Raw genomic sequence first — 22,448 nt, forward strand, 5'->3', positions numbered from 1 at the left:
TGTAGGCGCGTGGGGCGACCCGCGCACATCATCAGACGGCGGCTTCGTCGGTTTCGCCCGTGCGGATGCGCACCACTTGCTCGACCGGCGTGACGAAGATCTTGCCGTCGCCGATCTTGCCGGTCTTGGCCGCCTTGACGATGGCCTCGATGCAGCGCTCGACGTCGTCGTCCTTGACCACCACCTCCACCTTCACCTTGGGCAGGAAGTCGACCACGTACTCGGCGCCGCGGTACAGCTCGGTGTGGCCCTTCTGACGACCAAAGCCCTTGACCTCGGTCACGGTCAGGCCCGTCACGCCCACTTCGGCAAGCGCCTCGCGAACTTCTTCGAGCTTGAAGGGTTTGATGATGGCGGTGATCTGTTTCATGGTCGAGGCTCCGGAGTCATGTGCCTGATGGCAGAAAATGCAGCGGCGCATGTTGCAGCGCAATGCTGGCTATTTAAGCACGTCTGCGCGTGTTTCCACAGGCCGGTGTGGCATCCGGCAAGCGCCGGACGCCCTTGCCTGTCATCTCAGGCGCGAAAACGCGAGGTGATGGGGTAGCGCCAGTCGCGGCCGAACGCCCGGTGGGTGATGCGGATGCCCACCGGCGCCTGACGGCGCTTGTACTCGTTGAGCTTGATCAGCCGGGTGACCTTGTCGACATCTGCGCGATCAAAACCGTCGGCGACCAGTTCCTCGATCGAGCGGTCGTGTTCCATGTAGCCGTCCAGGATCGCGTCGAGCACCTCGTAGGGCGGCAGGCTGTCCTGGTCGGTCTGATCAGGGCGCAGTTCGGCCGACGGCGGGCGCGTGATGATTCGCTCCGGAATGGGCTCGACCTGGCCCTGCTCGGCCGCCTGCGCATTGCGCCAGCGCGCCAGCCGGTAGACCAGCGTCTTGGCCACGTCCTTGATCACGGCAAAGCCGCCGGCCATGTCGCCATACAAGGTGCAGTAGCCCGTGGCCATCTCGCTCTTGTTGCCCGTGGTCAGCACGATCGCGCCTGTCTTGTTGGACAAGGCCATCAGCAGCGTGCCCCGGATGCGGGCCTGGATGTTTTCCTCGGTGGTGTCCTCTGCCAACCCGGCGAACAAGGGTGCCAGCGACGCCTTGAACGCATCGAACTCGGGCGCGATGGCGATCTCGTCGTGGCGCACCCCCAGGCGGTCGGCCATGTCGCGCGCGTCGATCCACGAGATGTCGGCGGTGTAGGGCGACGGCATCATCACGGTGCGCACCTTGTCGGCGCCGAGCGCCTCGACCGCGATGGCCAGCACGAGCGCCGAGTCGATGCCACCCGACAAGCCGATGATGGCGCCGGGAAAGCCGTTCTTGCCCACGTAATCGCGCACGCCGCACACCAGCGCCGCCCAGACCTCGGCCTCTTCACCCAGAGGCTCGGCCACGGCGCCCGACACGCTGCCATCGGGCGCCAGACGCAGCAGCAGCGTCTGCGCGACGAAACTGCCGGCCCGGGCCTTCACCGCGCCAGTGGCGTCCACGGCAAACGAGGCGCCATCAAAAACCACTTCGTCCTGCCCGCCCACCATGTGGGCATAGACCAGCGGCAAGCCCAGGGTGTGGGCGCGCTGGCCCATGCGGGCCTCGCGCTCGACACGCTTGCCCGCATGGAAGGGCGACGCATTGAGCACCACCAGCACATCGGCCCCCATGGCCGCCGCAGCCGACGACGGCTCGTCGAACCATGCGTCTTCACACACCAGCAGCGCCACGCGCCAACCTGCCACGTCCACCACCACCGGGCCCAAGCCCGCTTCGCGGCCCGAGACAAAGTAGCGACGCTCGTCGAACACCTGGTAGTTGGGCAGCTCGCGCTTGGCGTAGCTGGCCCGAATCTGGCCGCCCTGAATGAGGCTGGCAGCGTTCAGCCTGCGGGGCACCGACCACGAGCGCGTGCGAAGGTCGTCGCCCAGCGCCTGCAGCGGGTGGCCCAGCACCAGGTGCAGATCGGGCAAATCGGCCAGCGCCTCGGCAATCTGGCCCGCGGCGGCGTCACAGGCTTGCATGAAGGCCGGGCGCAACAGCAGGTCTTCGGGCGGGTAACCGCACAGGGCCATTTCCGGGGTGACGACAAGGCGTGCGCCTTGCGCGTACGCTTGACGGGCCAGATCGATGATGGCGCGGGCGTTGCCCGTGAGGTCACCGACCACCGGATTGAATTGCAGCACGGCCACGGCCAGCGAGGCCCTGGCGTCGGAAGTCGACTCGAGGTTCATGGAAGCATTCGACACACATGGCGCACATGCGCCAGACAGCATGGTAGCCGGCCTGACGGCGCGTTGGCACGACAGCCTGGACACCATCGCCGCCCCTGCCTGGGATGCACTGCTCGACGGTGTGCCGGGCGCCCGGCCCTTTCTGACACACAACTGGCTCAAGGCGCTCACGGATCACGGATGCGCGGCGCCCGACACCGGTTGGCAACCGCTGTACCTGACCCTGGAAGACGCCGATGGCCGCCTCTGGGCCGCCTGCCCGCTCTACCTGAAAGCACACTCGTATGGCGAGTACGTGTTCGACTGGTCATGGGCTGACGCGCACGACCGCGCACTGGCCGCGCAGGGCCATCGCTACTACCCGAAGCTGGTGTCTGCGGTGCCCTTCTCCCCCATCCCGGGGCAGCGCCTGTTGACGGCCCCGGGCGCAACTGAGGCGCGCTGCCATGCACTGCGGGCGCGGCTGCTGGCCGCTGTGCGCGCCCGTTGCACGCAAGAGGGATGGTCTGGCGCCCACCTGCTCTTCTTGTCCGAGGCCGAGGCCGGGCAAGCCTGTCAGGCCGGCTGGCTGGTGCGCCACGGCGTGCAGTTCCACTGGCTGAACCGCAGCCCCGCCCCCTATGCCGACTTCGATGACTTCCTGAGCAGCCTGCACCGCGACAAGCGCAAGAAGATCCAGCAAGAGCGCCGCAAAGTGCGCGAGGCGGGCGTCAGCTTCTCGGTTCTCGAAGGTCAGTGCATCCGGCCGCAGGACTGGGCTTTCTTCTACGGCTGCTACGCGCGCACCTATCTGGAGCACGGGCAGCACCCTTACCTCAGCCGCGACTTCTGGATGGCTGTGGGCGCGAACGCGCCGGAGCACTGGGTCATGTTCGTGGCCGAGATGCACGGCGAACCCGTGGCCGCCTCACTGGTGGCGCTGGACCACCAGACCGGCACGGCCTACGGTCGCTACTGGGGCAGCATGGCCCAGGTGTCGTGCTTGCATTTCGAGGCGTGCTACTACCAGCCGCTGGCCTGGTGCATCGCTCGGGGAATGGCTCGCTTCGAAGGCGGCGCCCAGGGCGAACACAAGCTGGCACGGGGCCTGCTCCCGGTCGGCACACGCTCGGCTCATTGGCTGGCACACGATGGTCTGCGCACCGCCGTAGCAGACTTTCTGGGCCGAGAAGACGCGGGCCTGTCGCACTACGTGAACGAATTAAACGACCGAATGCCGTTCAAACCCCAAGACTGAGACGGCGGCGTTGGTGCGACACTCGCGCGAGCAACCGGGTCGTCAAACGACCGTTCCAATCATCCGCACACAACGTCACACAGGGTCCTCCAACATGTCTGCCAACACACCGCCTCCCGATCCGGCCCGGCCGTTGCCACCCGCCATACTTGACATTGAGGCATCGGGCTTCGGGTTGGGCAGCTACCCGGTCGAGATCGGGTTCGTGCTCGCTGACGGCGAGAGCGGATGCTGCCTGATCCGGCCTGAACCGGACTGGCAACACTGGGACCCGAACGCGGCCGCCGTGCATGGCATCACGCGCGAGCAACTGGCCCGACATGGCCGCAGTGTGCTGGATGTGTGCGAGATGCTGAATACGCGCCTGCGCGGCCTGACGGTCTACTCCGATGCCTGGGCCCATGACTACACCTGGCTGAACCGGCTGTACGAGGCCGCAGAACGGACGCCCGCCTTCCGGCTGGACAACCTCCGGGCGCTGCTGGACGACGCCGAGGCCGCGCGCTGGCACGAAGTGAAACGTCGGGTTGCCGCCACTGCGGGACTGCAGCGCCACCGCGCCAGCGGCGACGCACGCTTGCTGCAACAGACCTGGTTGCGACTGCGCAGCCCGCTGCAAGCTGCCGCCTGAACGGCTAGACAACCCGATCAGGGGGGTGAATCCCCGCCATTTCCCGGTCAAGTTGCTTCCGGGCAGTCCGAAATTCCTTGAACTGTTTCTTGCAGTCGGGGTGTCCATGTTCTCTGCCGTTTCCACGGCGGTCATGGGGGCGCCCACCATCATCCGCCAGGCGGCGTGCACAGCCCAGGGGCTGCTTGCAGGCTGCGCCATCGGCGCGGGGTTCGTGTTGTCGTCCTCTGATCGGCCCTTATTCCAGCTTCTCGGCGCCACTTGCCTGGGTCTCAGCATCTGGCATGTGTGGCGCGAGCGCCGTCGGCTCGACCAGCAACTGCACACCGGGCGCCTCGCCGAAGACCGATGGAGTGCGCTGGTGGCCGGCACCCAGGACGCCGTGCTGGTCCTGCGCCACAGGGTGGATCTGTTCGGCCGTTTCATGGGCTTCGAAATTGCAGACGCCAACGCCTGTGCCCACACGGTCTATGGCGGCGGCGGAGCGCCGCTGCAGGGCCGGCTTGTGTTCGACGTGCTGCCGGGCAGCTGGCCGCCGAGTTTTCAGGAGCGGCTTGACCAATGCTGGCAAACCGGCCTGAGACAAGAAGACGAGCACGCCTGGACCACCCTGCGCGCAGACGAGGCCGAGCCGCAGACCCGCTGGCTGCACCATCAGTTCATTCGTCTTCCAGACGGCGTGGCCATCGTGAGCCGTGACACCACGGCCATGCGGCACTCCCTGCAGGCCCAGCATGAGCAGGAGGTGTTCTATCGCACGCTCGTGGACAGCCTCCCGATGGCCGCGTTCGCCCGCAGCATGCGTCCGCACAACCGCGGTCGTTACGTGGTGTGGAACCAGGCCGCCGCCCGCATCATGCAGCAACCGACTGAAGCGGTCCTTGGCAAACTGCCGACGGACGTGCTGCCGCGCGAGGTGGCCGAGCGTGCCGAGGCACAGGACGTCGAAGTGGCCCGCCAGGGTTGCCCGGTGGTACATGACAACCTGACTTACACCACGCCCGATGGCGACCGTCTGGTGAACGTGATCAAGACACCGGTGTACGGCGCGGACGGCGCGCTTGACCACATCCTCACGATTGCCACCGACGTGACCGAGCAGCGACAGGCCGCCGATGAGCTTCGGCTGGCCTCGCGGGTGATTGAAGAAGCCGGTGAGGCCATCGTGATCACCGACGCACTCGACCGGGTGGTGCGCGTGAACCCCGCCTTTCTGCACCTCAGTGGCCTGACGCCCAGCGAGGCGCTGGGCCATCCCGCCGAGTTGCTGGGCATGCCGCCTTTGCGCGAAAGCCATCTGCCCGGCATCCGGCAGGCGTTGCATGGCGCCGAACGCTGGACCGGCGAAAGTCAGCAGGTTCGAGCCGACGGGCGCACACTGGACATCTGGCTCAGCGTGAGCACGCTGCGCAATGTGCACAACGGCATCACACAGCACATCCGCGTCTTCAGCGACATCTCGGTGCTCAAGGCGCAGCAGCGCGAGCTGGCGGAGCAGGCCCGCCACGACGTGCTGACCGGACTGCCCAACCGAAGGGCCTTCAGCGAGCGGCTGCGCCAGGCAATGGCCCGCGCACGGCGCCGCCCCGAAACCCTGGCCGTGCTGTTCATCGACCTGGACGGATTCAAAGCCGTCAACGATGCGCTGGGCCACGCGGCCGGCGACCGGCTGTTGCAGGAAGTCGCGCTGCGCCTGCAGCAATGCGTGCGCACCACCGATTGCGTGTGCCGGCTGGCCGGCGACGAGTTCACGGTCATTCTCGAAGGCGCGGGCCACCCCGGCGAAATCCATCGCATCGGACAGCGCATCATCGATCGCGTGAGTGCGGATGTGACCCTGCTGGGCCAAGCGGTGCGGGTGACACCCAGCATCGGCGCGGCGTTGCTGCAGGCCGACGAAGACGAGGAAACCCTGTGCGCACGGGCCGACGCGGCCATGTACGACGCCAAGCGCAACGGCAAGGCCCGGCTGGTCATGTCGGAACTTCCACCCAAATCAGATAACGTGTGTTGTCTGAAAGAAGCAGCAAATTGACGACAGATCCCCACAGATGCGGGGTCGCACCATGACGGTGCAATGGGCTTGACAGGGGCGGCGACTGGTATAACCCTCAACCTTTCGCCTGACGCCTGTCCATGACAGTGCGGCGGCCTTGCCACCCCCACTGTCCCGCTCAATGTCCCACGCTTCGACCAAGCCCGTCGCCACGCCAGCCACCCCCCGCCTGTCGGCGCCCTCGGCCCGCCCGCGCGTCGTGATCATCGGCTGCGGCTTCGGCGGCCTTGAGGCGGCCAAGGCGCTGGACGGGGCCAATGTCGAAGTCATCGTCATTGACCGGACGAACCACCACCTGTTCCAGCCGCTGCTCTACCAGGTGGCCACCGCCGGGTTGAGCGCCCCCGCCATTGCGGCCCCCATTCGCCACGTGCTGCGCACGCAAATCGCGCGCGGCGACCTCACCGTGCTGATGGGCGAGGTCAACGCGATCGACACATCCACCAGCTGCGTGGTGCTGGACGGCGGCGAGCACGTGCATTACGACCACCTCATCGTGGCAGCCGGCGCCACCCACAGCTACTTCGGCCGCGATGAATGGGCCAAGTACGCGCCGGGGCTCAAGACCCTGGGCGATGCTTTCACCATCCGCCGTCGGGTGCTGAGCGCGTTCGAGCAGGCCGAGCGCGAAACCGATCCGGACAAGCGCGAGCCGTGGCTCACGTTTGCCATCGTCGGCGCCGGCCCCACGGGTGTCGAGATGGCCGGCACGCTGGCTGAGATCTCGCGCGAGACCTTGAAATCCGAGTTCCGCCGCATCGACTCGCGCGTGGCGCGCATCATCCTGCTGGAAGGCGCGCCCCGCGTGCTCGGCGCGTTCCCGGAGGACCTGTCCGAGCGCGCTCGGGAGCAGTTGGAAATGCTGGGCGCCGAGGTGCTGCTGGGGGCGAAGGTGACCAACATCACCGCGTTCGGCATCCACTACGAACTGCAGGAAACGCAGCCCGACGGCAGCAGCAAGATGGTCGCCCACTTCCTGCCCAGCCGCACCGTGGTGTGGGCCGCGGGCGTGGCCGCCTCACCGCTGGGACGCGCGCTGGCCAAGACCACCGGCTGCGAGCTCGACCGGGCCGGCCGCGTCGTCGTGCAGCCGGACCTGACCATCCCGGGCCACCCCAACATCTACGTGGTGGGCGACCTGGCCTCGGCCAAGAGCTACCTGGATCCCGCCCACCCCACCCCAGTGCCCGGCGTCAGCCCGGGCGCCAAACAGATGGGCCGCAAGGCAGCGTTCAACATCTTGCGCCGCATGAAAGGCCTGGATGGTCAGGCCTTCCGCTACTTCGATTACGGCTCGCTGGCCACCATCGGCAAGCGTGCGGCCGTCGCCTCGGTCGATGTGCCCTTCTTCAAGCGCAACATCAAGTTCAGCGGATTCTTGGCCTGGCTGTTCTGGCTGTTCGTGCACGTCTATTTCCTGATCGGCTTCCGCAACCGCACGGTGGTGCTGATGGACTGGGCCTGGGCCTACTTCACCTCGCAGCGCCATGCCCGCGTCTTCCCTGATCCGCACGCGCTGGAGCCCACCGCCATGCTGGTGCGCGTGAAAGAGCCGGGCAGCCCGCCCGCCCCCTGACGCCTGCCGGCGTGCGACTCATGGCACCATAGCTGCCATGCTGTCGACCATTTCTTCCCGCCTGGCGGCGCTACGCGCCCACATGGCCCAGCAGGGCTGGCACGCCGTGCTGGTGCCCAGCAGCGACCCCCATCTTTCCGAGTACCTGCCCGACCGCTGGCAGGGGCGCGTGTGGCTCAGCGGCTTCACCGGCTCGGCCGGCACGCTGCTGGTGTCGGCCACGCGGGCAGCCCTGTTCACCGACAGCCGCTACTGGGAGCAGGCCGAGACCGAACTGGCCGGCTCGCCGGTGGCGTTGGTCAAGCTCGACGGGCCCGCCGTGCCCGCCTATCTGGCGTGGCTGAAAGCCGAAGCGTCAGGCTCTGACGCGGGCACCCTGGCCGTGGACGGCGCGGTGCTGGGTCTGGCCCAGGCCACACAGCTGCGCGACGCCCTGCAACGCGGCGGATGGCAACTGGACACCGCATCGGACGGATTGGCCACCATCTGGGCTGACCGCCCTGCCCTGCCTGCCGCCGCCGTGTATGAGCACGCCTTGCCGCATGCCGCCACGCCTCGTACGACCAAGCTGGAAGCCCTGCGTGCAGCGATGCGCGACAAGGGCGCCACCCACCACTGGATCGCCACGCTCGACGACCTCGCCTGGCTGTTCAACCTGCGCGGTGCCGACGTCGACTACAACCCGGTGTTTCTGGGCCATGCGCTGATCGACCTGCAGACCGCCACGCTGTTTGTGGGCGCCGGCAAGGTGCCGGACGCGCTGGCGCAACGTCTGCGCGACGATGGCGTCACGCTGCGCGATTACGACATGGCCCTGGGCGCCCTGCGTGGCCTGCCGGCAGGCAGCACGCTGCTGGTCGACCCGAAACGCATCACCTGGGGTCTGCGCGAGGCCGTGCCCGACGGCGTGAAGGTGATCGAGGCCACCAACCCGACCACGCTGGCCAAGGCGTGCAAGACCGAGGCCGAGGCGGCTTTCATCCGCGAGGCCATGGAAGCCGATGGCGCGGCCATGTGCGCCTTCTATGCCTGGCTCGAACACGCCCTCGGCCGCGAACACGTCAGCGAGCTGACCATTGACGAACGCATGACCGCAGAGCGGGCGCGTCAGCCGGGTTATGTGTCGCTGAGTTTCCCGACCATTGCCGGTTTCAACGCCAACGGCGCACTGCCCCACTACCGCGCCACCGCGCAGTCGTACAGCGTGCTGAGCACCCCTCAGGGGCTCACGGCCGAAGGCCTGCTGCTGATCGATTCGGGCGCACAGTATCTGGGCGGCACGACCGACATCACCCGCGTGTGGGCCATTGGTACGCCCAGCGCCGCGCAAAAGCGCGACTTCACGCTGGTGCTCAAAGGCACGATGGCGCTGTCGCGCACGCGCTTTCCGCGCGGCACGCTGGCCCCGATGCTGGACGCCATTGCGCGCGCGCCGCTGTGGGCCGAGGGGCTGGACTTCGGGCATGGCACCGGGCACGGCGTGGGCTACTTCCTCAACGTGCACGAAGGGCCGCAGTCGATCTCGAAGGCCGTGCCCGTGCCAGACATGGCCATGCAGCCGGGCATGATCACCTCCATCGAGCCTGGCTTGTATCGGCCGGGCCAGTGGGGCATTCGCATCGAGAATCTGGTCCTCAATGTGGCCGTGCCCCCGGCGGTGGCCGATGCCGCGCCAGGCACGCCCGAACATGGCGACTACTTGGCGTTCGAGACGCTGAGCCTGTGCCCGATCGACACGCGCTGCATCGACCGCAACCTGCTTCGTGACGACGAGGTGCAGTGGCTCAACGCCTACCACGCCGAGGTGCACCGCAGTCTGGCGCCCCATGTCTCGGGCGACGCGTTGAACTGGCTGACGGCACGCACGCGCCCGATCTGAGCTGGCGAGGCGGCTGGACACAGTTGTTTGCACACCTTACCCGCCGCTGTTTCTTGCAGAACGGGATAGGTGGCCTACTGAACGCCTGTCCGACTTGGCGCCAGCCCTTTGCCTCATGCCTCAGCTCAACGTGCCCGCGTCCGCGCCCGTGGACCACAAAGCAACCGCCATCCGCTCGCATGTGAGCGCCCTCGCGCTCGTCTTCTGCGCCAGCCTGTCGCACCACGCGCTTGCGGGCGTGACCGCTCAACCGCTCGCCGGTGGCGGCCTGGTTCATTGGGAGACAGCGCGCACGGTGTCCATTTCAGGCCAGGCGAGTCTGTTTGGCGGCGACCCCTTTCAGAGCGTCGAGGTCAGCTACGCCCGCACCCTCAGCGGCGACCTGCACCCTGCCGAGCTGCGGGCGGGCATGGCGCTGCGCTTGCCCGAAGACCAGCCGCTGGGCTGGGGCGGTGTCGACGGGCAGGCCCGGCAGTGGCTGGACACCGACGCGGGTGGGCTGTCTTTCAACGGGCTGGCCGACGTGTTCGCGTCCGGTGGCACCAGCGACTGGGGCGTCAGCTTCGAGGGCCAAGGCCGGTCGCAGGTGCAGCTGGTCCACCGCTTCGACCTGCTTGACAGCCGCCCCATGCAGCTGCGCATGGACAGCACCGTCGGCCAGTGGCGCGACGACGATTACCGCTTCGCGCTGCGCTACATCGACCCCAAAGGCGGCCCCGCCCACACTGTCTGGCAGGACACCGTGGTCTACGACGACGACTGGCGCCCCTTGCGGGATTTCAGCCAGGTGCTCGAGCTCAAAGCCGGCGGCTATGAGCTGGAGGTCAGCCTGAACGCGGCCAGCTGGAGCAATGGCAACTGGCAGACGGCGGGGCGCACGCTCGCCAGCTTCAGTCTGCAGTCCATCTGGCGCGACGGCGGTGTTCGGGCATCCATGCCCGGCGTGCTGAGCCCCGTGCCCGAACCCACGGCCCTATGGCTGGTCGGCGCAGGCCTGCTGGTGCTCGCAATGCGCGGCAGGCAACGCACCACATCCGCGCCCGACGCTCAAGCGGCTCGCTGCTGAGCAGACGAGGCGCACCGGCACTGTGCGTGGCGCGCGCCCCTGCGCACCGCCACAGGCTCTTGCGGCTCACGCAAGGGCGTCAGGTGCTGGCACGGGTCGTGCATACAAGGTGCATGAGAGGAACGGCGAGGTCGTCGCTCCCCGAAAGGGCAGCTAGGGTTCCGGCTCTGATGCATTCAGGGTGTCTGGTCCGAGAGCTGCCGGCTCAGGTCGGCGCATACCGGCATGGGCTCCACGGCGGGACAAAAGCCCGGGAGGTTCGCTTCGGCTTCACGAAGTGTCCTCTCACGTGCGTTCAACCTGCCAGGAGCCCTGCATGCGATCTGCCTCTTTCGCCCTCTCGTCGGCGCGTTTGCCGTTGTTGTCTTCCGCCTCCGGGCTGAAGGCCCGTGTGCTCGGTGCCATGGCCGCGGTCGCCGCCGCCATGGCACTCGCAGCACCTTCGCCCGCACGGGCCGAAGTGAAGGTAGGCGTATCGGACTGGCCGGGCTGGGTGGCTTGGTATGTGGCCGAGCAAAAAGGCTTCTTCAAGAAGCACGGCGCCGACGTCAAGCTCGTCTGGTTTGCCAACTACACCGACTCCATCTCGGCCTTGTCCGCCGGCCGGCTGGATGCCAACTCACAGACTTGGTCCGACACCATGGGGCCGCTGGCCAAGGGCCTGCCGCTGAAGGCCATCCTGGTCAACGACAACTCGGCCGGCAACGACGCCGTGGTGGTGTCACCGAAGATCCAGTCCATCAAGGATCTCAAGGGCAAGACGGTGGCGCTGGAAGAGTTCAGCGTGTCGCACTTCGTGCTGGCCACCGCGCTGGCCAAGAACGGCATGAAGCCATCTGACGTGAAGATCACCAACCTGAGCGCTGGCGATGCGGCCGCCGCCTTCATGGCTGGTCGGGTGGATGCCGCCGTGGTGTGGAACCCCTGGATCCACCAGATCGTCTCCAGTGGCAAGGGCAAGGCGGTGTTCACCTCGAAGGACATGCCCGGCCTCATCCCGGACCTGCTGGTGGCCCAGGACAAGGCCATCCAGACCAAGCGCAAGCATCTGGTGGGCATGATCAAGGCCTGGTTCGACACCGTCGCCTTCATCCAGCAGAACCCCGACGAAGCCGCCAAGATCATGAGCAAGGTCGTGAGCATGAAGCCCGACGAATACAAGGTCTTCTTGCCGGGCACCCGCTTCTTCGACGCCGCAGCCAACCAGACCGCGCTGGACCCGAAACACCCGCAGTCGCTGGTGGCGGTGGCCCCCACGATCGCGAACTTCCTGCTGGAGCACAAGCTCATTGACGGCCGGCCCGACCCCGCCAAGGGCGTGGACGCGACGCTGCTGGCCGATGCGCTGAAGAAGTGAGCGCGGCATGAGCAGGCCACCGGCCCCTTTGCCCCCCGGGCTCCTGGACGGGCGCGCCAGCGCGCCGCCGGTGATGCGTCCGCGACGGCTGCGCTTGCTGGGCGTGCGCACCGGCATCCCCGGTGGCATCTATCTGGCGCTGGCCCTGCTGGGTCTGGCGGTGCCCGTGCTGCTGTGGACGCTGGCTGCCGTGAGCGGCGCTGACCCGGTCTTCATGCCTGGCCCCGACAAGGTGTGGGCCCAGGCCCAGGCCTGGTGGGACGATGGGCTGCTCGGCGATGCCGGCATCAGCACCTTCCGCGTGGTGGCCGGCTGGGGGCTGTCGGCCCTGATCGCCCTGCCTCTGGGGCTGCTGATCGGCACCTGGCGTGCCGTACAGGCCATGCTGGAGCCGCTCACCGATTTCATCCGCTACATGCCCGCGGTGGCCTTTGTGCCGCTGGTGATGGTATGGGTGGGCATCGACGAGAGCGCCAAGGTGGCCGTGATCTTCATCGGCACCTTCTTTCAGATGGTGCTGATGGTGGCCGAAGACGTGCGCCGCGTGCCCATGGCCCAGATCGAGGCTGCGCAGACCATGGGGGCCACGCGCTGGGAGGTGGTCGAGAAGGTCATCGTGCCCTCGGCCAAACCGGCCCTGCTCGACACCTTACGCGTGACCATGGGCTGGGCCTGGACCTACCTGGTGGTGGCCGAGCTGGTGGCCTCGAGTTCGGGGCTGGGCTACGCCATCCTCAAGGCGCAGCGCTTTCTGCAGACCGACAAGATCTTCGCCGGCATCCTGATCATCGGCCTGATCGGGCTGCTGATTGACCAGCTCTTCCGCCTGGCGCACCGCAAGTCCTTTCCGTGGCTGTATGGCCGCCATTGAATGATGGAAGACCGACGGAGTCGCGCATGACGCCCACCCCATACGCCATGGACATCCGCTGCGAACAGCTGTGGAAGACCTACCCGGGTGCCGCTGCGCCCGCGCTGCAAGCCATCGACCTGCACATCCAGGCCAATGAGTTTGTGGTGATGGTGGGCGCCTCAGGGTGTGGCAAATCGACGCTGTTGCGCACGATGGCGGGGCTCGAAGACTACGACGCGGGCACGCTCACCGCCGGTGGCCTGCCCATCGACGGCCCGAGCCTGACGCGCGCCATGGTCTTCCAGCACTACAGCCTCTACCCCTGGCTGACGGTGCTCGACAACATCAGGTTCTGCCGGCAGCTGAAGGCGCACACCGCCGAGCGCACCAGCGCCGACGTGGAAGACGCGGCCGGCCGCGCCGATGCCTTGCTGCGTCTGATGGGGCTGACCCATGTGGCCCACGCTTACCCCAGCCAACTGTCGGGCGGCATGCAGCAACGCGTGGCGATTGCGCGAGCTCTCATGAGCCGCCCGCCCATCCTGCTGATGGACGAGCCCTTCGGGGCGCTGGACGCGCAGACACGCGAGGTGATGCACGACCTGATCCAGCACGTGCACCGGCTGGAGCGCACGACCATCGTCTTCGTGACCCATGACGTGGAAGAGGCCATCTACCTGGCAGACCGGGTGGTGCTGATGGCCCCGCGACCAGGGCGCATCGACTCGATCCACACCGTGCCCCTGCCCGAGCGCCGCACGCAGGACATGAAGCTCTCGCCCGAGTTCCTGCAACTCAAACGCCACCTGCTGGACCGCATACGCGACACCTCGGGGATGAAGACCGACCTCGATCTGCTGGAACAGCTCAGCCGATCGGCCGCCGATGTGGCTTCAGGCGCCTCGGGCGCCACCCCACGCTGACGACTTGCCTGGACGACCCCATGACCCCGAGCTTTGACATTCCCGCCAATCCACCCGGCACCCAACCCGTGGATGCCCCCAACGTCTGGCAGCGCTTTGCCCCTGACCTGCCCGCTGAGCGGGTGATGTGGTCCGAGATCGTGCCCGGGGGCTGCCACTGGTCCTGGGTGATGCCCCGGGGCAGCCGCCTGCGCATGGTGGCGCTCGAAGCCGGCGCCAACCTGAGCATGGTGCTCTACCACGCCCGCGAGAAGCTCGAGCGCTACAACATGCCCGACTCGCTCAAGGCGCAGCACACGGCCCACTACACCCGGGGCCACGTGCTGATGAGCGACATGGGCCGCGCGCTGGCCAGCATCACCGCCGACACCGTAGGCTGGCACGACCCGCTGGGCGCCTTGCTGGACGCCGAACGCCTGCACGCCAAGTATGGCGATCAGAGCTTCCACACCCACCGCAACAGCATGTTCCGCAGCGGCAAGGACGGCCTGCTCATCGAGATCGGCAAGTACGGTCTGGCCCGCCGCGACCTGATTGCGCCGGTCAACTTCTTCAGCAAGGTGGCGGTGGACGCCGAAGGTCGTTTCCAGTTTGCGCCCGAGCATGCGCCGGCTGGCGCGATGGTCGAGTTGCGCTTCGACATGGACACGCTGATCGCCATCTCCACCGCGCCCCACCCGCTGGACCCGAACCCCACCTACGCACCGCGCAAGGTGGGGCTGGCCGCGTGGAAATCCGGCCCCGCCGACGCGCACGACTTCAACCGGCGCTTCCGCCCAGAGTGCGCCCGTGCGCTGCACAACGCCGACATGGCCTACCTCTGATCTGAGCAGGAGCACGCGATGACCGCCACCGCCATCCGCATCCAGGAAAGCCCCCTCGACCCGGCCCAGGCCGTGGTCAACCACGTGCTGCCATCGGGCGAGCCTTACTTGCTGCACTTCAAGCAGGGCCAGACCCTGCGCATCGTCGACCTGGAGGGCAACCAGGCCGTCGACGTGATCTTCTACAACGCGCAAGACCTGGCCGAGCATTACAGCGCCACCGACACCATGCTGGCGCAAGGCGGCATCTACCTGACCACCGGCTCGGTGCTGATGAGCAGCGAAGGTCGGCCCATGCTCACCATCGTGGCCGACACCTGCGGGCGGCACGACACGCTGGGCGGCGCCTGCGCGGCCGAGAGCAACACGGTGCGCTACGCCCTGCAGAAGAAGTACATGCACAGCTGCCGAGACAACTACCTGATCGCACTGCAGCACGCCGACCTGGCCTTAAGCAAGCGCGATCTGGTGCCCAACGTCAACTTCTTCATGAACGTGCCGGTGACGGCCGATGGGCAACTCACCTTCGCCGATGGGGTATCGGGCCCGGGCAAGTACGTCGAGCTGCGCGCCGAGATGGACATCCTGATGCTGGTGTCCAACTGTCCGCAGCTCAACAACCCCTGCAACGCCTACAACCCCACCCCGGCGCAGTTCCTGGTCTGGGATGCCCAAGATGTTTGACACCGTCCTGATTGCCAACCGCGGCGCCATTGCCTGCCGCATCATCCGCTCGCTCAAGGCCATGGGCCTGAAGTCGGTGGCGGTGTACTCCGAGGCCGATGCCGATTCGCGCCATGTGGCCCTGGCCGATGCCAGCGTGTGCATCGGGCCGGCACCGGCGGCCCAGAGTTACCTGAACGTCGAGCGTATCCTGGAGGCCGCCCGAGAGACCGGGGCCGGTGCCATCCACCCCGGTTACGGCTTTCTGTCGGAGAACCCCGGTTTTGCGCAGGCCTGCGAAGACGCGGGCATCGCCTTCATCGGCCCCACGCCCGAGCAGATGCGGGCCTTTGGCCTGAAACACACGGCACGGGCGCTGGCCGAACAGCACCAGGTGCCCTTGCTGCCCGGCAGTGGCTTGCTGAGCGATGCGACCCATGCGCGCACCGAGGCCACACGCATCGGCTACCCGGTGATGCTCAAGAGCACGGCCGGCGGTGGCGGCATCGGCATGCGCCTGGTGCGCAATGAAGCCGAGCTGGATGCCGCCTGGGAGGCCGTGGAACGCCTGGCCCGCGCCAACTTCAAGGATGCCGGGCTGTTTCTGGAGAAGTTTGTCGAGCGGGCCCGCCACATCGAGGTGCAGCTGTTTGGCGATGGCCAAGGCGCCGTGGTGGCCCTGGGCGAGCGCGATTGCTCGGCCCAGCGCCGCAACCAGAAGGTGATTGAAGAAACCCCGGCACCAGGCCTGAGCACCAACACCCGCGAGGCCTTATTGGCCGCCGCCGTGCGCCTGGGCCAGGCCGTGGCCTACCGCTCGGCCGGCACGGTCGAGTTCGTGCTGGATGCCGACACCGGCGCCTTCTACTTTTTGGAGGTCAACACCCGCCTGCAGGTGGAACACGGCGTGACTGAACAGGTCACGGGCGTGGACCTGGTCGAGTGGATGGTGAAGCTGGCGCGGGGCGACCACTGGCCGCTGGTGGCCCCCGCACCACAAGGCGCGGCCATCCAGGTGCGGCTGTACGCCGAAGACCCGGCACGCGGCTTTCAGCCCTGTGCGGGCGTGTTGACCGAGGTGAGCTTTCCGCCGGGCGTTCGGCTGGATGGCTGGGTGGACACGGGCACCGAGGTGCCCCCGCACTACGACCCCATGCTGGCCAAGCTCATCGTCACGGCCGACACGCGCGAGCAGGCAGTCCGCCAGCTGCAGCAGGCCCTGGCTGAGACCCGACTGGCCGGCATCGAGACCAATCTGCGTTACCTGCGCGCCGTCACGGCCGCGCCGGTGTTCGTGCAAGGCCAGGTGGTCACGCGCAGCCTGGGCGATTTTGTGTGGCAGCCGCGTGCGCTGGAGGTGATCGACGGCGGCGTGCAGACCACCGTGCAGGACTGGCCCGGCCGGCTGGGCTACTGGGACGTGGGCGTGCCGCCCTCCGGCCCGATGGACGACCTGCACCTGCGCCTGGCCAACCGCCTGGTGGGCAACGCGCCGGGCGTGGCCGCCCTGGAATGCACGGTGGCCGGCCCCACCCTGAAGGCCCACGCCGACCTGCGGGTAGCCCTGTGCGGCGCCCCCATGCCGGTGTGGGTAAACGGCCAGCCCCTGCCCGCTGACGAGGCCATGAACCGAGCCTGGACGCTTCGGGCCGGCAGCACCCTGAAGCTGGGCACCGCGCCCCTGGCCGAGGGCGGTGCGCGCACCTACCTGGCCGTGCAAGGCGGGCTGGATGTGCCCTTGTACCTGGGCAGCGCCAGCACCTTCACCCTGGGGCAGTTTGGCGGGCACGCCGGTCGTACCCTGCGCACCGGCGATCTGCTGCATGTGCATGGCGCCGAGGACAACGCAGCCACTGAACCAAGCACTCTGCCCGCCCACGTTCCAAGCTCCCCGCCCACCCTCACCCGCCACTGGGACATCGGCGTGCTCTATGGCCCCCACGGCGCACCGGACTTCTTCACCTCCGAGGACATCACCACCTTCTTTGGCACCGACTACCAGGTGCACTACAACAGCAGCCGCACCGGCGTGCGCCTGATCGGCCCCAAGCCGCAGTGGGCCCGCACCGATGGGGGTGAAGCCGGCCTGCACCCCTCCAACATCCACGACAACGCCTACGCCATTGGTGCCATCGACTTCACAGGCGACATGCCCGTGATCCTGGGCCCCGATGGCCCCAGCCTGGGCGGCTTTGTCTGCCCCGCCGTGGTGGTGGCCGCCGAGCGCTGGAAGTTGGGCCAGCTCAAGGCGGGCGACACGGTGCGCTTCCACGCCATCCACATCGAGCAGGCGCTGGCCTTGCAGGCGGCCCAGGACGCCTTCCTGGCCGGCACCGGCCCCGCCCCGGTGCTGCCGGCTGGCGTGCCCGCGCATGATGTCGATCAGGTGCTGAGCCCCATCCTCGATCAACGCCCCGCCCAGGGTGACACCCCCGCGCGCTGCATCCGCCAGGCCGGCGACCGCTATGTGTTGATCGAGTACGGCCCGCTGGTGCTGGACCTGGAGCTGCGCTTCCGCGTGCACGCGCTGATGCAGGCCTTGCAGGCTCAGCGCGATCAAGGCCGGCTGCCAGGCGTCGTCGACATGACGCCAGGCATCCGCTCACTGCAACTGCATGTGGACCCGGCCGCCCTGCCCCGGCCACAGCTGCTGGCGGCCATCAACGAGGCCGAAGCCAGTCTGCCCGCCATCGACGACCTGACGGTGCCGACCCGCACCGTGTGGCTGCCCCTGTCGTGGGACGATCCAGCCACCCGCGAGGCCATCGACAAGTACATGCAGTCGGTGCGGCCCGATGCGCCCTGGTGCCCCAGCAACATCGAGTTCATCCGCCGCATCAACGGGCTGGACAGCATCGACGAGGTGCAGCGCATCGTCTTCGAGGCCAGCTACCTGGTCATGGGCCTGGGCGATGTCTACCTGGGCGCCCCGGTGGCCACACCGCTCGACCCGCGCCACCGTCTGGTCACCACCAAGTACAACCCCGCCCGCACCTGGACGCCCGAGAACGCCGTGGGCATCGGTGGCGCCTACCTGTGCGTGTACGGCATGGAAGGCCCGGGGGGCTACCAGTTCGTGGGCCGCACCGTGCAGATGTGGAACCGCTGGCGCGATGCGCGACACGGCGCACGCGACTTCGAGCCCGGCAAACCCTGGCTGCTGCGCTTCTTTGACCAGATCCGCTTCTACCCCGTCAGCGAAGCCGAGCTGGCCCGGATGCGCCGCGACTTCCCCGCGGGTCGCTGCCATGTGAAGATCGAGCACGGCAGCTTCAGCCTGGGCGCCTACCGTCGCTTTCTGCGCGACGAGGCCGACAGCATCGAGGCCTTCAGGGTGCAGCAACGCCAGGCCTTCCACGATGAGCGTGAGCGCTGGAAGGCCTCTGGCCAGGATGGCAGCCTCAGCGAGCTGACGATGGACGCGCCGCCTGAGGACGACACCTTGCCCGAGGGCGCCACGGCGGTGGGCAGCCCGGTGCCCGGCAGCGTGTGGAAGGTGCTGGTGGCAGCGGGCGATGCGGTGGCCGAGGGCCAGACCCTGGCCGTGGTCGAGTCGATGAAGATGGAGTTTCCGGTGCTCGCGCCGATGACGGGCCAGGTTCAGGCCGTACGCTGTGCCGAAGGCGGCGGCGTCACGGCCGGGCAGACCGTGGTGGTGCTGGCCTGAAGGGCCGCACCGTTCAGCACGGCTCAGGCCGCCTGGGCCAGTCGCCCCACATCGGGGATGTGGATGTCGCGCCGGTTCACGGCGATCAGGCCCCGGGCCTGCAACTCGTGCAGGATGCGCGAGAAATGCTCGGGCGTGACCGACAGCAGCGAGGCCAGCGTGCTCTTGCTGAAGGGCAACGACACCGTAACCTCCGCGCCCGCCTGCTCAGGCGAGCTCTGTCGGGCCTGGGCGCGCAGGAGGTAATCCACCACCCGTCGCACGCTCGAGCGCAGCGTCAGCGCCTCGATGTCACGCACCCGATCATTGAGTCGGCGCGACAGGCCAGCCAGCATGCGCGCCGCCAGCCCCGGATCTCGCGCGAGTTCGTCCAGCACCACGGCCGCCGGCACCCGCAGCACCGCGGCTTCAGTGAGCGCGCGGGCGCAGGCCACGTGCACGGCCTGGTCGAACACGATGGATTCGCCCAGATGACCGTGCTGCGGCACCACCTCGATGACTTTCTCCTGCCCGTTGTCGGCGCGGGCAAACAGCTTGATCTGGCCGCTGAGCACGATGTAGAGCCCCTCGGTAGGCTGGCCGGCTTCGAACAATGTTGCGCCGCGAGGCAAGCGGCGGATCTCGGATGCAGCGGCCACGCGAGCGCGCAAGGCCGCGGACGTGCCGCCAAACAGGGTCGTCTGGGCGAGGCCGTCTGCCACCACCTCGGTCACCTGTTTGTCGTCCACGTTGCTCATGTCCCGGATCCTTTTGTCAGCCTGTCGTCCGGATTGTGGTGGGGCACGGGGGGCGCTTCTTTGATGCGCCGCAAGTTTTCCCCACGCGCGGCGCCCTGCGCTCAGCGGCCCCGCTCGGGCGCCACGCGCTCGTAAGGGTCTACCCTGATGGCATCCAGCCGGTAGCCGCTGACACCCATGTCGGACTGGTTGCGCGCCGCGCTGAGTCGCCCCTGCACCCAGACCGTGTCCATGGTCTGAAAGCCCTTGACCGGTTTGCTCAACACCACATGGATGATCTGATTGGCGGGTGGTGGCGGGGAGTGGATGCAGGCGCCGTAATAAGGCACCAGCAGGAAGGACTTCAACCCGGCACGCGAGTCTTCCAGCGGCACGACGTAACCCGGCACCCGGCCCGTCACGCCGTCCATGGCGGGATTGACCGGCGCGTTGTCCCAGATGGTGCGCAGCTCTTCCATCATGGCCTGCACGCGAGGGTCCGCGTCGTTGAGCACAGCCAATTGCGGGTCGTTGAACTTTTCTCTGAGCAACTTGGCCGGGTCCCAGCCTGCCGGCACCAGTTCCTGCCATTTGATGTGGCGCACGGCCCCGCCGCCTCGTGCCGCCCTCTCCTGTGCCTGCGCGGCAGGCAGTCCCCAAGCCGCGAGGCCCGCTGCGGCCAGCGCGTGCAAGGCGCGGCGCCGCGCGGGGGCAAATGAGCGTGCGGTCATGCGTGTCGTTTTCATGTCGGCCTTGTCACGTGTGTCTGTTCACGTTGTCTCTTTCACGTCTGCGTCGCCAGTGTGCCCCGTGCGCGCCCGCCCCATCAGGCCCGTGGGCTCAGGCCATCGGCCAGCGCCATGCGGTAAGCCCGCCAGCCAGGCCACAGACAGGCCAGCCAACCGGCCAGCAGCAAGGCGGCCAATGCGGTCAGTTGCTCGGGCGTCACGACCCACGGCCGCAGCACCACGCCGGCCTGTAGCCACACTGCGTCCATCAAAGCCACGCTGGCTGCGACCGAGGCCAGCCAACCCAGCGCCACCCCCAGACACACCAGCAAGCCGCCTTCCAGCGACAGCAAGGCCCAGATGTGCCGCCCGGAAGCGCCCACCGCGCGCAACACAGCGAGCTCGCGCCGCCGGCTGTCCAGCCCCGCCAGGATGACGGCCACCAGACCGGCCAGCGACACCGCGGCCACCAGGGCGCTGATGCCCTGCAGCACGCGCTCGCCCACCCCGACCACCTGCCACAGCTCATCAAGCACCACACCGGGCAAGATGGCCATCAGGGGCTCGCCCCGGTGTGCACTGACCGCGCGCTGCACGGAGAACACGGCGGTGCGGCTGTGCAGCCCCACCAGCGCCGCCGTCACTTCACGCGACATGCCGGGCAAGCCACCCAAGCCCCAGCTGCCGCCCTGGTGCAGGGCATCCATCGCGTCCAGGCTGATGTGCAGCGAACGGTCGACCGGGGTGCCGGTGGGCGCCAGGATGCCCACGACCTGAAAGGGATGGTCGTCATGGTCGGTGCCTTCGAGCGCCCCGTCACCATGGGACAGAACCAGCTCGCTGCCCAACCGGTATCCAAGCCGACGGGCCACCTCGGCGCCGAGCACCACATCATGCAAGCCTTCGAAGCGGCGCCCCTCGGCCATGCGCAGGGCCTGGCCGTCGCCATGACGGAAATGATCGAAGTAGGCCGAGACCGTGCCCACCACGGGGAAGCTGCGGTGGCTGTCGCCCAATGACAGCGGCACCACCCAGGCCACGGCCCGATGACGGTGCAGCACCTCCAGGCTGTCGAGCCGGATGTTGTGGCTGGCCTGCCCCACCCGGAAGACCGAATACAGCAAGAGCTGCAAGGACCCCGAACGCGCGCCCACGATCAGATCGGTGCCCGAGACGGCCTGCGTGAAGCTGTGCGCCACATCGGCCCGCACGCGCTCGATGCTGGTCAACAAGAAGGAGGCCAGCGCCACCGACAGCACCGTCAACGCGAGAACAAACCGGCGGCTCCACGCGCTGCGCCACGCCAGCCCCCACAGCCCGCTGGTGACGCCCGTCATGCGGTCTCCTCCAACCAGCGGCCGTGGTCCAGGTGGCAGACGCGGTCGAAGTGATGGCGCAGGCGTCGGTCATGGCTGACGAACACCAGCGCCGCACCGGCCGTCTCACAGGCCTCCAGCAAGACCTGCATGTACTGGTCGCGCGTGTCGTCGTCCAGCGCCGAGGTGGGCTCATCAGCGATCACCAGCCCAGGCTTGCCGATCAGCGCACGGGCCGCGGCCACCCGCTGCTGCTGCCCCACCGAAAGCTGATCTGCACGCTGCGACCAAAGCCCCTCGGGCAGGCCGAGGGCGGCCAGCAGTTCGGCCCCCGCCCGCGCCGGATCGCCTGCGCGTTGGCGGCGGCTGCGCGAGAACCGGCAAGGCAAGGTGACGTTGTCCAGCGCAGAGAGATAAGGCAGCAGGTTGAACTGCTGGAAGACATAGCCCACGTGGTCGGCGCGCCAGGCATCACGCCGCCCGGATGGCAGACCCGCCCAGTCGGCACCCATCACGGCCACGCGCCCCTGCGCGCTGATCCGCACGCCGGCCAGCAGCGACAGCAGCGTGCTTTTGCCGGAGCCGCTGGGGCCCAGCACCAGCACACGCGTGCCGCCACGCAACTCCCAGCGCGGAATGTCCAACAGACGGCCACTCGCACCAGGCCATTCGAACTGCAAGCCTTCGACCGACACGGCCACGGGTGACGTGCCGACCATACCGCCCATCCCGG

The 22,448-nt window shown here is 67.9% G+C and carries 18 protein-coding genes and 1 riboswitch; of the genes, 12 read left to right on the top strand and 6 right to left on the bottom strand.

Annotated features, from left to right (window positions below):
• Positions 1-31: 31 nt before the first annotated feature.
• Entirely contained in the window at positions 32-370 is a 339-nt protein-coding gene (locus GTZ97_RS15315) for a P-II family nitrogen regulator (RefSeq protein WP_161651630.1), read from the bottom strand.
• A gap of 146 nt (positions 371-516) precedes the next feature.
• On the bottom strand, positions 517-2,223 hold the full coding sequence (locus GTZ97_RS15320) for an NAD+ synthase (RefSeq protein WP_161651632.1): 1,707 nt from the start codon (positions 2,221-2,223) through the stop codon (positions 517-519).
• Between GTZ97_RS15320 and GTZ97_RS15325 the strand changes: the two genes are divergently transcribed.
• The 12 genes from GTZ97_RS15325 to uca all read left to right on the top strand — a co-directional run bounded on the left by GTZ97_RS15325 (position 2,222) and on the right by uca (position 18,955).
• Positions 2,222-3,460 carry a GNAT family N-acetyltransferase gene (locus GTZ97_RS15325; RefSeq protein ID WP_236651245.1) on the top strand — a complete coding sequence of 413 codons (1,239 nt, stop codon included), beginning with the start codon at positions 2,222-2,224 and terminating at the stop codon, positions 3,458-3,460. The two genes, GTZ97_RS15320 and GTZ97_RS15325, sit on opposite strands and share 2 nt — an antisense overlap.
• A 94-nt stretch (positions 3,461-3,554) precedes the next feature.
• A complete protein-coding gene (locus GTZ97_RS15330) occupies positions 3,555-4,091 on the top strand; it encodes a 3'-5' exonuclease (RefSeq protein ID WP_161651634.1) in 537 nt (178 codons plus the stop codon).
• Between the two features lie 106 nt (positions 4,092-4,197).
• The gene (locus GTZ97_RS15335; RefSeq protein ID WP_161651636.1) at positions 4,198-6,126 is read left to right on the top strand and encodes a sensor domain-containing protein; all 1,929 of its coding nucleotides are present in this window, start codon (positions 4,198-4,200) and stop codon (positions 6,124-6,126) included.
• Between the two features lie 142 nt (positions 6,127-6,268).
• Complete coding sequence (locus tag GTZ97_RS15340) at positions 6,269-7,723, top strand: NAD(P)/FAD-dependent oxidoreductase (protein WP_161651638.1); 1,455 nt, start codon at positions 6,269-6,271, stop codon at positions 7,721-7,723.
• Positions 7,724-7,760: 37 nt separating this feature from the next.
• Positions 7,761-9,602 carry an aminopeptidase P family protein gene (locus GTZ97_RS15345; protein WP_161651640.1) on the top strand — a complete coding sequence of 614 codons (1,842 nt, stop codon included), beginning with the start codon at positions 7,761-7,763 and terminating at the stop codon, positions 9,600-9,602.
• A 115-nt stretch (positions 9,603-9,717) separates the two neighbouring features.
• A complete protein-coding gene (locus GTZ97_RS15350; protein WP_161651642.1) occupies positions 9,718-10,668 on the top strand; it encodes a PEP-CTERM sorting domain-containing protein in 951 nt (316 codons plus the stop codon).
• A 142-nt stretch (positions 10,669-10,810) separates the two neighbouring features.
• A riboswitch (guanidine-I (ykkC/yxkD leader) is annotated at positions 10,811-10,927 on the top strand.
• Between the two features lie 57 nt (positions 10,928-10,984).
• Entirely contained in the window at positions 10,985-12,025 is a 1,041-nt protein-coding gene (locus tag GTZ97_RS15355; protein WP_236651246.1) for an ABC transporter substrate-binding protein, read from the top strand.
• Positions 12,026-12,032: 7 nt separating this feature from the next.
• Positions 12,033-12,896: an ABC transporter permease gene (locus GTZ97_RS15360; RefSeq protein WP_161651644.1), complete on the top strand. Its 864-nt coding sequence runs from the start codon at positions 12,033-12,035 to the stop codon at positions 12,894-12,896.
• Positions 12,897-12,922: 26 nt separating this feature from the next.
• A complete protein-coding gene (locus tag GTZ97_RS15365) occupies positions 12,923-13,801 on the top strand; it encodes an ABC transporter ATP-binding protein (RefSeq protein ID WP_236651247.1) in 879 nt (292 codons plus the stop codon).
• A 125-nt stretch (positions 13,802-13,926) separates the two neighbouring features.
• Positions 13,927-14,625: an urea amidolyase associated protein UAAP1 gene (locus GTZ97_RS15370; protein WP_407926746.1), complete on the top strand. Its 699-nt coding sequence runs from the start codon at positions 13,927-13,929 to the stop codon at positions 14,623-14,625.
• Between the two features lie 18 nt (positions 14,626-14,643).
• Positions 14,644-15,309, top strand: a complete 666-nt coding sequence (locus GTZ97_RS15375) for an urea amidolyase associated protein UAAP2 (protein ID WP_161651647.1) — start codon at positions 14,644-14,646, stop codon at positions 15,307-15,309.
• On the top strand, positions 15,302-18,955 hold the full coding sequence (gene uca, locus GTZ97_RS15380; protein WP_161651649.1) for an urea carboxylase: 3,654 nt from the start codon (positions 15,302-15,304) through the stop codon (positions 18,953-18,955). Before GTZ97_RS15375 ends, uca begins: the two co-directional genes overlap by 8 nt.
• Before the next feature lie 23 nt (positions 18,956-18,978).
• Here uca and GTZ97_RS15385 read toward each other — a convergent pair whose 3' ends face one another.
• From GTZ97_RS15385 to GTZ97_RS15400, 4 genes are all read right to left on the bottom strand, one after another.
• Positions 18,979-19,692: a Crp/Fnr family transcriptional regulator gene (locus tag GTZ97_RS15385; RefSeq protein ID WP_161651651.1), complete on the bottom strand. Its 714-nt coding sequence runs from the start codon at positions 19,690-19,692 to the stop codon at positions 18,979-18,981.
• A gap of 101 nt (positions 19,693-19,793) precedes the next feature.
• Positions 19,794-20,402 (bottom strand): DUF3299 domain-containing protein, encoded by a 609-nt coding sequence (locus tag GTZ97_RS15390; RefSeq protein ID WP_161651654.1) that lies wholly within the window; start codon positions 20,400-20,402, stop codon positions 19,794-19,796.
• A 95-nt stretch (positions 20,403-20,497) separates the two neighbouring features.
• On the bottom strand, positions 20,498-21,736 hold the full coding sequence (locus GTZ97_RS15395) for an ABC transporter permease (RefSeq protein ID WP_161651656.1): 1,239 nt from the start codon (positions 21,734-21,736) through the stop codon (positions 20,498-20,500).
• Positions 21,733-22,443, bottom strand: coding sequence for an ABC transporter ATP-binding protein (locus tag GTZ97_RS15400; protein WP_161651735.1), 711 nt, complete (start codon positions 22,441-22,443; stop codon positions 21,733-21,735). The genes GTZ97_RS15395 and GTZ97_RS15400 overlap by 4 nt, the downstream gene beginning before the upstream one ends.
• Positions 22,444-22,448 lie beyond the last annotated feature (5 nt).

The sequence above is a fragment of the Aquabacterium fontiphilum genome, from assembly GCF_009909205.1.
Classification (GTDB): domain Bacteria; phylum Pseudomonadota; class Gammaproteobacteria; order Burkholderiales; family Burkholderiaceae_C; genus Aquabacterium; species Aquabacterium fontiphilum.

Coding starts and splice junctions, on each gene's coding strand:
- GTZ97_RS15320 (WP_161651632.1), bottom strand. CDS start 2,223: ATGAACCTCGAGTCGACTTCCGACGCCAGGGCCTCGCTGGCCGTGGCC.
- uca (WP_161651649.1), top strand. CDS start 15,302: ATGTTTGACACCGTCCTGATTGCCAACCGCGGCGCCATTGCCTGCCGC.
- GTZ97_RS15350 (WP_161651642.1), top strand. CDS start 9,718: ATGCCTCAGCTCAACGTGCCCGCGTCCGCGCCCGTGGACCACAAAGCA.
- GTZ97_RS15385 (WP_161651651.1), bottom strand. CDS start 19,692: ATGAGCAACGTGGACGACAAACAGGTGACCGAGGTGGTGGCAGACGGC.
- GTZ97_RS15315 (WP_161651630.1), bottom strand. CDS start 370: ATGAAACAGATCACCGCCATCATCAAACCCTTCAAGCTCGAAGAAGTT.
- GTZ97_RS15335 (WP_161651636.1), top strand. CDS start 4,198: ATGTTCTCTGCCGTTTCCACGGCGGTCATGGGGGCGCCCACCATCATC.
- GTZ97_RS15375 (WP_161651647.1), top strand. CDS start 14,644: ATGACCGCCACCGCCATCCGCATCCAGGAAAGCCCCCTCGACCCGGCC.
- GTZ97_RS15365 (WP_236651247.1), top strand. CDS start 12,923: ATGACGCCCACCCCATACGCCATGGACATCCGCTGCGAACAGCTGTGG.
- GTZ97_RS15370 (WP_407926746.1), top strand. CDS start 13,927: ATGTGGTCCGAGATCGTGCCCGGGGGCTGCCACTGGTCCTGGGTGATG.
- GTZ97_RS15340 (WP_161651638.1), top strand. CDS start 6,269: ATGTCCCACGCTTCGACCAAGCCCGTCGCCACGCCAGCCACCCCCCGC.
- GTZ97_RS15330 (WP_161651634.1), top strand. CDS start 3,555: ATGTCTGCCAACACACCGCCTCCCGATCCGGCCCGGCCGTTGCCACCC.
- GTZ97_RS15395 (WP_161651656.1), bottom strand. CDS start 21,736: ATGACGGGCGTCACCAGCGGGCTGTGGGGGCTGGCGTGGCGCAGCGCG.
- GTZ97_RS15390 (WP_161651654.1), bottom strand. CDS start 20,402: ATGACCGCACGCTCATTTGCCCCCGCGCGGCGCCGCGCCTTGCACGCG.
- GTZ97_RS15325 (WP_236651245.1), top strand. CDS start 2,222: ATGGAAGCATTCGACACACATGGCGCACATGCGCCAGACAGCATGGTA.
- GTZ97_RS15345 (WP_161651640.1), top strand. CDS start 7,761: ATGCTGTCGACCATTTCTTCCCGCCTGGCGGCGCTACGCGCCCACATG.
- GTZ97_RS15360 (WP_161651644.1), top strand. CDS start 12,033: ATGAGCAGGCCACCGGCCCCTTTGCCCCCCGGGCTCCTGGACGGGCGC.
- GTZ97_RS15400 (WP_161651735.1), bottom strand. CDS start 22,443: ATGGGCGGTATGGTCGGCACGTCACCCGTGGCCGTGTCGGTCGAAGGC.
- GTZ97_RS15355 (WP_236651246.1), top strand. CDS start 10,985: ATGCGATCTGCCTCTTTCGCCCTCTCGTCGGCGCGTTTGCCGTTGTTG.